Below are 13,687 nucleotides of genomic sequence, written 5' to 3'. Positions count from 1 at the left end.
AGGCGACGAGCAATTCGCCGTCCAACTCACCCACCCCCAAGGCGCCACCCTCGCCCGCCCAGTAGCGACCATGACCATCACCGACGACGACTAGCCGGCTCGCCCCGGCGACGGTGTCAGGCCTTCTGCGGCGGGCGGATGCCTCGGAACTCCCAGTCGCCGCCGAAGGCGGTGGAGACGACCTCCTCCGACTCGCTGGGCTGGGCGCCGCAGTCGCTGCGCACCGGCTGCGGGCCGGCCACGACGGTGTTGGTCAGCGCCCCGAGACCCTCCACCTCCACGGTGACCACGTCGCCGGGCGCCACCGGGCGCGAACCCGCCGGCGTGCCACTGAACACCATGTCGCCGGGCAGCAGCGTGATCGTGCGGGCCAGGTCGGCCACCAGGTAGTGCATGTCCCAGGTCATCTCCGACGTGTTGCCCTCCTGGCGCACCTCGCCGTTCACCAGCGTGCGCAGCGTCTTGTCACCGAAGTCCCAGTCCTCCACCAGTCCCGGGCCCACCGGGCACATGGTGTCGGAGCCCTTCACCCGCAGCATCGAGCCGGCGTCGGTGTCCCGGAAGTCGTGCAGGCCGAAGTCGTTGCCGATGGTGTAGCCGGCGATGCAACCGGCGGCCTCGTCGGGGCTGATGTTGCGGCACGGCCGGCCGATGACGATCACCACCTCGCCCTCGTAGTTGAGGTACTTGCAGCGCTCCGGGCGGACGACGTGCCCGCGGTGGGCCAGCAGCGACGAGGTGGGCTTGTGGAAGTACGTCGGCGCCGGCGGGAGCCTCGCCATGAACTCCCGCACCCGGCTGGCGTGGTTGAGATGGACGCAGATGATCTTGGTCGGGACCGACGGAGGCAGGTGTACGGCGTCGGACTCGTGTACCGAGCGGCCGTCGGGGGCCACGAGCCGGTCGCCGGAAGGGACGACTGTGGTGGGGGAGCCGTCCAGCAGGATCCGGCGTCGCTCGCTCATGTCACCTCCGCCAACCTTCGCCGGACCCATGAGCGTCGTTGCGGCGAAGAGCCTGCCCCGGACTCGATCCGGGGCCGGAACCCACTGACCAGCTGCGAGACCTCCGCCGCCCGCGATCGTGTCTGCACACCCCTCGAAATCATTAGGGGCCAAAGCATATACTCGCAGTCGTGTCCGGATCGGACTTGCAGGGTTTCACGTTCCCCCGCTCGGCGACCGGCGCCGCCGGGCTCGTCCCGCCGCCGCCGTGGCACTACTCGGGCGATCTGCTCACGATCGAGTACCGCACCGACCCGGAGGCCGTGGCCGAGTTGCTGCCGCCTCCGCTGGCGCCCGCGCCCGAGGATCCCGGCGCGGTGGCGGTGGTGTGGGCCGACTGGCAGTCCTGCTCCGACGGATTCGAGGAACTCCTCGACCCCGTCCGGGCGCAGTACAAGGAGTGCTTCGCAGTGGTGCGCTGCCGCTACCGGGACACTGCCTACAGCCGCTGCGTCTACATCTGGGTCGACAAGGACTTCGCCATGGTGCGGGGCCACGTGCAGGGCTATCCCAAGAAGCTGGGCGACATCTGGCTGACGCGTCCGGTGACGGTCGGGCGGGCCGGGCCGCGGCTGCAGCCCGGCGGGCGCTTCGGGGCGACCTGCGCGGCCGGGGGCCGGCGGCTCATCGAGGCCACCTTCGAGATCAGCGGCCCCAGCGACGGCGCCGGCTTCGTGAACGCACTGCCCATGCTCCACCATCGCTTCTTCCCCGCGATCGAAGCCGACGGCGCCGACTCCCTGCACGAGATCGTCACCATGCGGGGCTACGACACCGAGCTGGGCCCGGCCTTCCGGGGTGAGGCCACCCTGGAGGTCTTCGACTCGCCCACCGAGGAGCTCACCCGCCTCGCCCCTCAGGAGATGATCGGCGGCTACTGGCGCAGCGTGGGAACCTCCTGGAACGGCGGCACGACCCTGGAGCGCGCGCCCCGGTGATTCCTCGCCACCCTTGGACCCCCGACAGCGACGACGGCCACGCCGACCTCACCAGCCACGACACGTTCACCGCCGGCGTGCCCTATGCCACCTTCCACCGGCTGCGGGACGAGGATCCGGTGTCGTGGTGGGACGAGGACGACGGATCGGGGTTCTGGTCGTTGACGCGTTACGCGGACGTCATCCGCGCGAACCAGGCCTGGGAGACGTTCACCTCCTCCGAGGGGGTCCGGCTAGAGGAGATGGACCCCGAGGAGACCGAGGCGCGGCGCTCGATGATGGAACTCGACCCGCCCGCCCATACTCGCCTGCGGCGGCTGGTCAACCGGGGCTTCACCCGCAAGACGGTCGACGGCTACGAGGACGCCATCAGGGACCTGGCCCGCACGGTGATCCTCGAGGCGCTGGAGCACGAGGAGTTCGATTTCGTCACCGAGATCGCCCGGCAACTGCCGATGCGCATGCTCGGCCGCCTGCTGGGCGTCCCCGACAGCGACGCCGAGCAACTCGTGGTCTGGGGCGATCAACTTCTTTCCAACACCGACCCGGAGTACACCGACCACGTCGTGGACCTCACCGACACCGAGGAGTTCCGTCTCATCCCCTTTCGCAGCCCAGCCGGCCTGGAGGTGTTCCGCTACGCCCAGGAGGCCGCGGCGCTGCGCCGCGAGCGGCCCACCGACGACGTCATCAGCCGCCTGCTGGCGCCCACCTCCGACGGCTCACCGCTCAGCGACCTGGAGTTCAACAACTTCTTCGCGCTGCTCGTGGCCGCCGGCAACGACACCACCCGTTACACCGTCACCGGCGGCTTGCAGGCTCTGCTGGACCACCCCGAGCAGCTCGAGCGGCTCCGGGAGGACCCGTCGCTGATCTCGGTGGCCACCGAGGAGATCCTGCGCTGGACCACGGTCACGATGCATTTCCGCCGCACCGCCACTACCGACATCGACGTGGGGGGCCGGCTGATCCGGGAGGGCGACAAGGTGGTGATGTGGTGGGTCGCCGCCGACTACGACGAGCGCAAGTTCGACGACCCCTACCGCTTCGACATCGCCCGCACACCCAACGACCACGTCGCCTTCGGGCGCAACGGCCCGCACCTGTGCCTCGGGGCGTGGCTGGCCCGCATGGAGGTGCGCCTCACGCTGGAGGAGCTGCTGCCGCGGGTGTCCGCCATCGAGCCGGCGGGTGCCCCCGAACGGCTGCGGTCCAACTTCATCAGCGGGGTGAAGCACCTCCCCGTGCGCGTGAGGCGGGCCTGACCCCGGTCACCGTCCCTGCGCCATTCCGCCCGCCACTCCGCCATTCCGCCCGCCACTCCGCCATTCCGCCCGCCACGTCGTCATTCCGGCGTAGGCCGGAATCCAGGGCAGCGGCTGGATCTGCGCCCGCCGCGGGGCGCTCGGCCCGCTCAAGCGTGGGGCTCGCCGGTCCCGGTGTCCGACAGCCCGGCCCGCCCCAGCCGGTCCAGGCAGGCCTCGGTGCTCCACGGCAGCATCGTGGCGCCGCAGCGGGCGTCGCGGTAGAGGCGCTCCAGAGGGTGCGGGCGCAGCAGCGAGCGGCCGCCGCAGACCCGCACGGCGAGGGACGCCAGTTCGGGGGCGGTCTCCATTGTCGACACCATCGAAGCCCACGCTCGGCGCACCTGTTCCGGCGATGGGTCGACTCCGGCCTCGGCCAGCACGGTCCACGCCAGGGCGCGGGCCCGCTCGTAGGACACCTGCATCTCCGCCCAGCCGGCCTGCTTCTGGGGGTTCTCCCGGCGCGACCCTGGTCCGATGCGGCCCGCCAGGTAGTCCTCGGTGAAATCCACGACGGTGCGCATGATCCCCAGGTAGGTGAACGACAGGGTCAGGTAGAAGTGCGGCCAGCGGAACGCCACCTGGTCGAAGACCCCGGGGGGCAGCAACTCGGCGTCGGCGGGCACGAACACGTCGTCCAGCAGGAGAGTCAGCGACACCGTGCCGCGCATCCCCAGCGGATCCCAGTCGCCGGTGAAGCTGAGCCCCTCGCTGTCGGTCGGCACGCTGATGAACCGGATGGTCGGGTCGTCGGGAGCGACGCAGATCACGTTGTGGCGGTCGGCGGCGCTCGAGAGCGAGGCGAAGATCTTGCGCCCGCTCAGCCGCCAGCCGCCGTCGGCGGGCACCGCCGTCGTGGTGACCCCGGCGGTGGCGCCCGGCGCGTTCCCCTCGCTGAACGGCTGGGCGTGGATGTGACCCTCCGAGACCACACCGGCGTACATGGCCGCCCGCCGCCGCTCGTGCGTGGCGCGCCCACCGGTCGACATCTCCAGGTCGTCGGCGATCTGGCCGCACAGCAGCATGGTGGCGGTGTGCATGTTGAAGGTGAGCGCCGTCGATCCGCAGTAGCGCCCCAGTTCCTCCGACACCAGCCCGTAGGTGGCGAAGTCGGCGCCGAGGCCGCCGTAGGTGGTGGGGACGCAGAGTCCCAGCAGCCCGGCCTCCCGCAGATCGGCGTAGTTCTCGTGCGGGAACCGGGCGTCGCGGTCGTAGTGCGGCGCCCGCTCCGCGAAGGCCGGGCCGAGGTCGGCTACCAGCTCCACGAGTTCGCGCTGCCGCTCGGGCGGGGTCGGCGGTGCGGTCGAGGTCATAGGGGGCGGCCAGGCTAGGAGGTGGTGCCTTGGCGGACCTGCACGGTCTTCAGGTCGCTGTGGAAGTCCAGGGCATAGTCGCCGCCCTCGCGGCCGAGGCCGCTGATGCCGCAGCCTCCGAACGGGGCCGCGAGGTCGCGCACCAGGAAGCAGTTCACCCACACGGTCCCGGCCCGCACCGCCCGCCCGACCCGTTCGGCGCGCTCCTGCGAGCCTGTGAAGACCACGCCCGAGAGCCCGTAGCGCGTGCTGTTCGCCAGACGCACCGCCTCGGTCTCGTCCGCGAAGGTCTGCAGCGTGAGCACCGGGCCGAACACCTCCCTCTGCACGATCTCGCTCTCGTTGCTCGCCGGGCGGATCAGCGTCGGTTCGTACCAGAGGCCGTCGGGCCGGTGACGGCGCCCGCCTCGCAGCACAGTGTCGCCGGCCCGGCGCGCCCGCTCCACGAAGCCCTCGACGCGGGCCAGATGGTCGGGATGGATGAGGGGGGAGACCGTGGTCGCCGGGTCGCGGCTGTCGCCCAGCACGTGGGCGTCGGTGTGGGCGTCGAACCGCTCCAGGAACTCCTCGAGGACGCCTTCGGCCACCAGCAGGCGCGTGCCGGCCAGGCAGACCTGCCCGGAGTCGTCGTACTGCCCGGCGGCGGTGCGGGCGGCGGCCTCGATGTCGGCGTCCTCGAGGACGATGAGCGGCCCCTTGCCGCCTAGCTCGGCGGTGAACGGCACGATGTTGGCGGCCGCGGCCGCGCCGATGGACCGGGCCGTCTCGGGCGATCCGGTGAAGGAGATGCGGCGCACCCGATCGTCGGCCGCGAGCGCGGCGCCCGCCTCGGTGCCCCGGCCCTGCACCACGTTCAGCACCCCGGGCGGCAGCCTGGCCTCGTGCGCCAGGTCGGCCAGGACGCTCGCCGACAGCGGCGACCACTCCGCCGGCTTCAGCACCACGGTGTTGCCCGCCGCCAGCGCGGGCGCCACCTTCCAGGTGGCCAGCATGAACGGGGCGTTCCAGGGGGTGATGACGACCGCCGGCCCCGCGGGCATTCGCTCCACGCGGTTGTCGGTGCCGTTCGAGGACCAGACGCGTTCGCTGTAGGCCTCGGCCAGGTCGGCGTACGCCCGGAAGTTGCGCGCCCCCCGGGCGATCACGCGCTTCTGCAGGCTCTCCAGCAGCATGGCCATGTCCACGCACTCGACCTCCGCCAGGGAGCCGACCGCCGCATCGATGGCGCTCGCCAGGCGACGCAGGTGGACGCCCCGCCCAGACGGTCCCAGCGCCGCCCACGACTCGGCCGCCTCGCACGCCGCGCCGACCGCGGCGGCGGCTGCAGCGGCGTCGCCGGCGGAGACGTCGGCCAGCTTCAACGACCAGTCCAGGGGCGAGCGGACCTCGAAGGTCTCCGCCGAGGACACCCGCCGGCCGCCGATGTAGTGGTCCGGTGACACGGCGATACCGGCGACGGGGACGCGGGGGCGCTCGGGATGAGTTATGGCTCGGCCTTCCTCGGAGAGAGTGCCTCGCCATCGATGGCTGGTACACGCGGAGCTTCCGGCATATGGATTCCGGCCTGCGCCGGAATGACATCGGAACAGTCGACACGCGGCATTCTCAGCGGTCTTCCGCTGCGGGCACCTGCAGCACCCGGTAGCCGCCGCCGACGGCCAGCCGCCGGGGCGCCGCGCCGGCGGCCGCCAGGCGGCGCGCCAGCGAGTCAGCGCCCAGGTTCTTGTGCATCACCAGCACGGCGAACCCGCCGGGGCGCAGGCGGCTCAACCATTCCCGCAGCAGTTCGTCGAGGGCCCTGTTGCCGATGCGCACCGGGGGATTGCAGTAAACGGCGTCGAAGCGAAGCGCCGCCGGCACCTCCTCCGGAGCGCACACCGTTGCCTGCCCGCCGCCCCGGCCCCGCTGGCCGTTCTCTGGCCGCGCGCCGTCTCCTCCCCGCGCGCTGTCTGCTGTCTGCCCGCCGTCACCTGCCCGCGCACTGTCTGCTGCCTGCCTCTCACCCCCGCCGACCGTCACGCCGGCCGTGGCCAGATTGGCGGCAGCCAGTTCACGGGCCCGCTCGTTGACGTCGATCGCCCAGACGGCGGCGTGGGGTGCCCGAAGCGCCAGCGTGACGGCGATGGGCCCGTAACCGCAGCCCACGTCGGCCAACACCGTGCGGGCCGCCGCCTCGCTGCCGTTGCCCGGCCGCGCCGGGGGCAGCGGGGCGTGCTTCAGCAGCAGGAGGGTGCCGGGGTCGATGCGGCCGGCGGAGAAGACCCCCCGATCGGTCCGCAGGTCGAGCGTCACGTCCTGCAACCGCAGGGTGACGGTGCGCTCGTGCCGCCGCGAGCCGGGGCTCGGCGAGAAGTAGTGATCCGCCCCGGCCATCCCGCCGACGATACCCGTGCGCCCGGCGACCCCGGTCAGCGCCGGGATCGCTCCGGACCTCCCATCTCTCCGCCGCTGGCGAGCGCCGGCCGGCGGCGCCCCCGGTCGCTGCGGTGCTCGCTAGCCTCGACGGCGTGGAGATCCGTCTGTTCGGCGACCCGGTCCTGCGCTCGAAGGCGGCGGACGTCACCCAGATCGACGGTTCGGTCGCCCGGCTCTGCGACAGCATGTTCACCGCCATGTATGCGGCGCGGGGGATCGGCTTGGCGGCGCCGCAGGTGGGCGTGCGCAAGCGGCTGTTCGTCTACGACGAGCCCGAGACCTGCGGGCGCGGGGTGATCCTCAACCCGGTCATCACCGGGAGCGACGGCACCTGGACTTTCGAGGAGGGCTGCCTCTCGGTGCCCGGCTACTCCTGGGAGATCGAGCGCCCCCGCACGATCGCCCTGTCGGGCGTGGACCTCGACGGCAACGAGGTCACGGTGGAGGCCGACGACCTGTTCGCCCGGCTCATCCAGCACGAGATCGACCATCTCGACGGCGTGCTCCTCACCGAGCGGCTCGACCCGGAGCGGCGCCGCGCCGCGCTCATCGAGTTGCGCCGCCGCGGCCTCAGCGCCGCCGGGGCGGGGCTCTTCCCCTCCCTCGGCGCCGGCGAGTGACGGCGTGACGTGGCGTACGCGGTCGTCACATCGCCTCCGGCCACCGCTTCCCCTCTCTCGGCCCCGGCGAGTGACGGCGTGACCCTGCGGACCGCAGCACGATCGACTTCGTCCGCCGACCTCCCCTCCCTCGGCGCCGGCGAGTGACGGCGTGACCCGAGGACCGCAACGCGATCGACTTCGTCTGCCGACGTCCCGTCCCCCTGCGCCGGCGAGTGACGGCGTGACCTCGAAAACCGCGGCGCCATCGACTTCGTTCCGACTTCACCTCCCTCCGCGCTGGCGAGTGACGGCGTGACCCCCTGGCCGGCGACGGTTCGCCGGCTCGTCTACTTCGGTACGCCGCAGCTCGCCGTGCCGCCACTGCGCGCCCTGCGTGACGCCGGCTTCGAGGTCACGCTGGCCGTGACCGGCCCCGATCGTCGCCGCTCCAGGCGCGGCCCGCTCGAGCCCAGTCCGGTGGGCCGATCTGCTGCTGAACTGGGCATACCGGTCTCGCACGATCCTTCCGAGGCGGTCGCCGCGGTCCACAGCAGCGACGGTGCGGTCGTGGTCGCCTACGGGCGCCTCATCGGCGACGACGTCTTGGACGCGCTGCCGGCGCTGAACGTGCATTTCTCGTTGTTGCCGCGCTGGCGCGGCGCCGCCCCGATGGAGCGAGCCATCCTGGCGGGCGACGAGACCACCGGCGTCAGCCTGATGGCGCTGACCGAGACCCTCGACGCCGGCCCGCTCTACGCCCGGACGGCCACGCCCATCGGCCCCGACGAGACCCTCGCCGAGTTGCGCGAGCGCCTCGTGGCGCGGAGTTGCCCGCTGCTGGTGGATCTGCTGCGCGCCGGACCGCGCGACCCGGTGGCGCAGGAGGGGGAGGTCACCTGGGCGGACAAGGTCACCGACGAGGACCTGCGCCTCGACTGGGACCGCCCCGCCGTCGAACTGCACCGGCGCGTCCGCCTCGGGCGTGCCTGGACCACGCTGGCAGGCGAGCGGCTGCGGATCCTCCGTGCCGGTGTGGCCCCGTCGCACAGCGGCTCACCGGGCCTCCTCGACGGGCTGGTGGTGGGGACCGCAGCGGGAGGTCTGCGCCTCGAGGAGGTGCAGGCCGCCGGCCGGCGGGCCCTGCCGGCGGACCAGTGGCAGCGGGGCGCCCGCCTCGGCCCCGCCTGCCGCCTCGGCACCTGAGGCACGACCGACAACCGCCGCCTCCGAACCCAGGAGTCATCGCTCGACAGCGGCGCACCACCCAGTGGGTCATTCCGGCGGGGACCGGATTCCAGTGTGACCCTCCCCGCTGGCACCGTTGTCGGCGTGCAGCCGCACATGTGGGTCATTCCGGCGGGGACCGGATTCCAGTGTGACCCGCCCCGCTGGCACCGTTGTCGGCGTGCAGCCGCACATGTGGGTCATTCCGGCGAGGGCCGGAATCCAGTGCGGCTCGGCGGCCGTGGTCCTCCTCGACAGCGGCGCACCACCCAGCGCGTCATTCCGGCGAAGGCCGGAATCCAGTGCGGCGCTCGCTACCGCGCCATGCGCCGCCCCGGTAGGGTCGCAGCGTGACCGACCTGCGTGCCGCCGGTCTTCGAGCCAAGGTGCTCACCGTCTCCGACGGGGTGATCGCCGGCACCCGGGAGGACCGCTCCGGCGAGGCCCTCGAGGAGCTGCTGGCAGGTGCCGGCTACGAGGTGGTCGAGCGGCGCGCCGTCGCCGACGGCACCGAATCGGTGGCCGGGGCGCTGGTGGACATGACCGACGGCTTCGCCGGTCTCCTCCTCACGACCGGGGGGACGGGGTTCGGCCCCCGCGACCTCACCCCCGAAGGCACCCGACAGGTGGTCGAACGCCTCGCCCCCGGGCTCTCCGAGGCCATGCGCCTGGTGAACCCGCTGGGGCGGCTCTCACGCGCCGTCGCCGGCACCCGCGGCAGCGCCCTGATCCTCAACACCCCGGGATCGCCCCGCGGCGCCGTCGAGTGCACCGAGGCCGTTCTGGATGTCGTGCCCCACGCGCTCCGCCTGCTGAGCGACGAACCCACCCCCCACTGACCGCTCACCCCAGCGTGTCTCGGTCGGTGAGTGTCTGGGCATTGGTCCTTGCGACTGGGGCGGGCCGCGGGTTGAATGGCTGAGCCATGCTGGTATCGCTGACCTCGACGACGCCTGTCGCCACCGACCTGGGGTACCTGCTGCACAAGCACCCTGATCGTGTGCGCTCGGTCGATGTCGGGTTCGGGCGCGCGCATGTCTTCTACCCGGAGGCCACTGCGCAGCGCTGCACGGCGACGACGTATGTCGAGGTCGACCCCTTCGGCTCGACACGGCACCGCAATCAGCGCCGCGCCCAGGGCCTCGAGCCCTACGTGAACGATCGGCCCTATGCGGCGTCGTCGATGTTGAGCGTCGCGCTGGGCCGGCTGTTCCGCACGGCGTTGACGGGCAGGTGCGACGATCGGCCCGAACTGGTCGCCCAACGCCTCGATCTTGAGATCGAGCTGCCGGTCGTGCCGGTGCGGGGCGGGCCGGAGATCCTGCGGAGACTGTTCGATCCGTTGGACTACGAGGTGGAGTGCTCGCCCATCGCGCTGGACTCGCAGTTCCCGGCCTGGGGAGACAGCCGGTACGTGGCCGCTCGGATGGCCAGCCGCCAGACCGTTCGTTCGGCCCTGGAGCATCTCTACGTGCTGCTGCCGGTGCTCGACGACGCCAAGCACTACTGGATCGGCCCCGATGAGGTGAACAAGCTGCTGCTGCGGGGCGGCGACTGGCTGGGGTCCCATCCCGAATCCGGACTGATCGCTCGCCGGTACCTGCGCCTTCCCGGATTCACCCGGGAGGCTCTGGCGCGTCTGGCCGACGCGGGTGAGGACACCGACCTCCTCGACGTGCAGCGGGACGCAGCCGAGGAGGCGGCTGAAGCGCCGATCCGTCTGGGCGAGCAGCGGCTGGAGGCGGTGCTTGAGGCGGTGCGGGACGTCGGAGCGGGACGGGTCGTCGATCTGGGATGCGGTGAGGGCCGGCTGTTGGAGAGGCTGCTCGCCGAGCCCGCGGTGTCCGACGCGGTGGGAGTGGACGCGTCGGTCGGAGCGCTCGAACGAGCCGAGCGCCGTCTGAAGCTCGATCAGATGTCCGAGCGTCGCCGGGAGCGGATCCGGCTGTTGCAGGGCGCGTTGACCTACACCGACTCACGATTGCAGGGCTTCGATGTGGCCACCGTCATCGAGGTTGTCGAGCACCTCGACCCCGAACGCCTCGACACCTTCGCCGAAGTCGTGTTCGGTCGCATCGGCGCGGCGTCGGTGGTGCTGACGACTCCGAATCGGGAGTACAACTCGAACTTCGAGCACCTCGACGCCAGGGGATTGCGCCACGAGGACCATCGCTTCGAATGGACTCGCAGCGAGTTCGAGGCGTGGGCCCGCGGCATCGCGGCGCGCTACGGCTACAGCGTGGACATCAGCGCCGTCGGCCCCTCCGACCCGGTCTGCGGGCCGCCGACACAGATGGCGGTGTTCCGCCGGTGAGAAGGGTCACGTGAGACGCCCACTCACGCGCATCGACGTCCCCGAGGTCGGGCTGGTCGTGCTCTGCGGCGCGTCCGGCTCGGGGAAATCGACGTTCGCGCGGCGGCACTTCGCCTCCACCGAAGTCGTGTCGAGCGACCAATGCCGAGCGCTCGTCAGCGACGACGAGACCGACCAGTCCAGCACGGCCGCCGCCTTCGAGCTGCTCCACTACATCGTCGACAAGCGCCTCGAACTCGGCCGCCTCACCGTCGTCGACGCGACCAACGTGAAGGCCGAGGACCGCAAGGGCCTGCTCGAGCTGGCGCGCCGATGGGACGTGCTGGCGACCGCTGTCGTGTTCGATCTGCCCGTGGCCGCGTGCCTGGCCCACAACGAGCAGCGCCGAGATCGCCGCTCTCCGGTGCATGCCATCAGGCGCCAGCACGACACGCTGCGCCGTGGCGCCAAGCGGCTGCGCAAGGAGCGCTTCACCAGGCTCTACACGCTCGGCTCGACAGAGGAGCTCGACTCGGTCGAGGTGGCCCGCAACCGGCTCTGGAGCGACCGCCGCGACGACACCGGCCCGTTCGACATCATCGGCGACGTCCACGGCTGCCACGCCGAGCTGGTGAGCCTGCTCGACCGGTTGGGCTATGACACCGAGGCCGACCCGATCGTGCATCCCGGGGGTCGCCGGGCGGTCTTCGTGGGGGATCTCGTCGATCGGGGCCCCGCGGTGGTCGAAGTGCTCGATGTCGCCATGTCGATGGTGGCCGAGGGCAGTGCGCTGTGCGTCGCGGGCAACCATGAGGTCAAGCTGCGTCGCGCCCTGGCGGGACGCAAGGTCAAGGTCAGCCACGGGCTGGCCGAGTCGCTCGAACAGCTCGAGCGGCGCGGCCCCGAGTTCGCCGAACGGGTCGCCGGGTTCATCGACAGTCTCATCGGCCACTATGTCCTCGACGGCGGCAGGCTGGTGGTCGCCCACGCAGGCCTTCCCGAGCGGTACCACGGGCGCTCGTCGGGCCGTGTGCGAGAGCTCGCCCTCTACGGCGACACCGACGGCGAGACCGACGAGTTCGGGCTGCCGGTGCGGTACCCGTGGGCCGAGGACTACCGGGGCGAGGCCGCGGTCGTCTACGGCCACACCCCGGTGCCCGAGGCCGTATGGGTCAACAACACGATCTGCGTCGACACCGGGGCGGTCTTCGGAGGCGAGCTGACAGCGTTGCGCTGGCCCGAACGCGACCTGGTGTCGGTGCCCGCCGCCGCCCGGCACTACGAGCCGGTCCGGCCCGTCGGCGCCGCCGCAGACGCTCCACCGCGGCCGCCGCGCTTGTTGGATGTCGGCGACGTGCTGGGCAAGCACCATGTCGAGACGGCGCTGGCGGGGCGTGTGCTGATCGAAGCCGAGCGGTCGAGCGCCGCCCTCGACGTCATGAGCCGCTTCGCGGTCGACCCGCGGTGGCTGGTCTACCTGCCGCCGACCATGGCCCCCGCGGCGGCCTCGGACCGGGACGGCTATCTCGAGCATCCCGACGAGGCCTTCTCGTACTTCCGCGAGGCCGGCGTCGGCGAGGTCGTGGTCCAGGAGAAGCACATGGGTTCGCGGGCCGTGCTCGTGGTCGCCCGCAACGCCGACGCAGCCCGGGCGCGATTCGGGATCTCCAATGACCAGGCCGGCGTCATCGTCACCCGCACCGGCCGGCCCTTCTTCGCTGAGCCCACGCCGGCTGGTTCTCTGCTCGACCGGGTCCGCGTCGCGGCCGACGGGGCGGGGTTGTGGGACCGCCTCGGCACCGACTGGTTCATCGTTGACGCAGAGGTCCTGCCGTGGTCGGCCAAGGCTGCTGCCCTGATCCAGCAGATGTACGCCGCCACCGGCGCGGCCGGAGCGGTGGTCCTCGGCGAGGCTCGTCGCCTGATGGCGGACGCGGCGCGGCGGGGCGTCGACGTCGAGGCCCTCACAGCCCGCACCGCGAACCGGGCTGGGCACATCGCGGCCTTCATCGATGCGTACCGGCAGTACTGCTGGGACGTCGACGGCGCCGACGGCATCGAGATCGCCCCGTTCCAGCTCCTCGCCGCAGAAGGGGAGGTGCTTGCCCGCCGACCCCACCGCTGGCATCTCGAGCAGCTGGATGCGCTGGTGGACCACGCTCCGGGGACGCTTCGACGAACCGACCGCCGGTTCGTCGACCTGAGCGACGAAGCGTCGGTTCAGGCCGCGACGGACTGGTGGCTGGCGCTGACCGGCGGCGGGAGCGAGGGCGCGGTCGTCAAACCGGCCGAACCGATCGCGGCCACCGGGAGCGGGTTCGTCCAGCCCGGCGTCAAGTGCCGGGGCCGGGAGTACCTGCGCATCATCTACGGCCCCGAGTACCTCGAACCGGCGAATCTCGAGCGGCTGCGACGGCGATCGCTCGGGCGCAAGTCGTCGTTGGCCCGGCGCGAGTACGCCCTGGGTATCGAAGCCCTCGACCGTTTCGTGGCCAACGAACACCTCGCCCGGGTCCACGAGTGCGTCTTCGGCGTGCTCGCACTCGAGAGCGAGCCCATCGACCCCCGGCTCTAGCAGCAGTCCCGTCGGGAAC

General features: G+C 71.8%; 11 protein-coding genes. 7 read left to right on the top strand and 4 right to left on the bottom strand.

From position 1 onward, the window contains the following. Positions 1–116 precede the first annotated feature (116 nt). Complete coding sequence (locus tag OXG55_00855) at positions 117–965, bottom strand: fumarylacetoacetate hydrolase family protein (protein ID MCY4101805.1); 849 nt, start codon at positions 963–965, stop codon at positions 117–119. Between the two features lie 170 nt (positions 966–1,135). Between OXG55_00855 and OXG55_00850 the strand changes: the two genes are divergently transcribed. Both OXG55_00850 and OXG55_00845 read left to right on the top strand, forming a co-directional pair. Beyond that, positions 1,136–1,942: an acetoacetate decarboxylase family protein gene (locus tag OXG55_00850; protein ID MCY4101804.1), complete on the top strand. Its 807-nt coding sequence runs from the start codon at positions 1,136–1,138 to the stop codon at positions 1,940–1,942. Next, positions 1,939–3,207, top strand: coding sequence for a cytochrome P450 (locus tag OXG55_00845; protein MCY4101803.1), 1,269 nt, complete (start codon positions 1,939–1,941; stop codon positions 3,205–3,207). Before OXG55_00850 ends, OXG55_00845 begins: the two co-directional genes overlap by 4 nt. A 149-nt stretch (positions 3,208–3,356) precedes the next feature. Here the strand turns inward: OXG55_00845 and OXG55_00840 are convergent, their stop codons facing one another. The 3 genes from OXG55_00840 to OXG55_00830 form a co-directional block, all read right to left on the bottom strand. Then, positions 3,357–4,559, bottom strand: a complete 1,203-nt coding sequence (locus tag OXG55_00840) for an acyl-CoA/acyl-ACP dehydrogenase (protein MCY4101802.1) — start codon at positions 4,557–4,559, stop codon at positions 3,357–3,359. Between the two features lie 14 nt (positions 4,560–4,573). Then, positions 4,574–6,001, bottom strand: coding sequence for an aldehyde dehydrogenase (locus tag OXG55_00835; protein MCY4101801.1), 1,428 nt, complete (start codon positions 5,999–6,001; stop codon positions 4,574–4,576). A 163-nt stretch (positions 6,002–6,164) separates the two neighbouring features. Next, entirely contained in the window at positions 6,165–6,932 is a 768-nt protein-coding gene (locus tag OXG55_00830) for a methyltransferase (GenBank protein MCY4101800.1), read from the bottom strand. 134 nt (positions 6,933–7,066) lie between these two features. Here OXG55_00830 and def point away from each other — a divergent pair, with 134 nt between their 5' ends. The 5 genes from def (at position 7,067) to OXG55_00805 (ending at position 13,668) form a co-directional block, all read left to right on the top strand. After that, a complete protein-coding gene (gene def, locus OXG55_00825) occupies positions 7,067–7,594 on the top strand; it encodes a peptide deformylase (GenBank protein MCY4101799.1) in 528 nt (175 codons plus the stop codon). A gap of 294 nt (positions 7,595–7,888) precedes the next feature. After that, positions 7,889–8,779: a methionyl-tRNA formyltransferase gene (locus tag OXG55_00820; protein ID MCY4101798.1), complete on the top strand. Its 891-nt coding sequence runs from the start codon at positions 7,889–7,891 to the stop codon at positions 8,777–8,779. Between the two features lie 371 nt (positions 8,780–9,150). Beyond that, a complete protein-coding gene (locus OXG55_00815; GenBank protein ID MCY4101797.1) occupies positions 9,151–9,639 on the top strand; it encodes a MogA/MoaB family molybdenum cofactor biosynthesis protein in 489 nt (162 codons plus the stop codon). Positions 9,640–9,725: 86 nt separating this feature from the next. Continuing rightward, complete coding sequence (locus tag OXG55_00810; GenBank protein ID MCY4101796.1) at positions 9,726–11,114, top strand: 3' terminal RNA ribose 2'-O-methyltransferase Hen1; 1,389 nt, start codon at positions 9,726–9,728, stop codon at positions 11,112–11,114. A 10-nt stretch (positions 11,115–11,124) separates the two neighbouring features. After that, positions 11,125–13,668 (top strand): polynucleotide kinase-phosphatase, encoded by a 2,544-nt coding sequence (locus tag OXG55_00805; protein ID MCY4101795.1) that lies wholly within the window; start codon positions 11,125–11,127, stop codon positions 13,666–13,668. Positions 13,669–13,687: the final 19 nt, after the last annotated feature.

Source organism: bacterium, from assembly GCA_026708055.1.
Taxonomy (GTDB): Bacteria; Actinomycetota; Acidimicrobiia; order Acidimicrobiales; family CATQHL01; genus VXNF01.
Note: the sequence above shows the minus strand (reverse complement) of the source record. Positions and strands in the feature narration are given on the sequence as shown.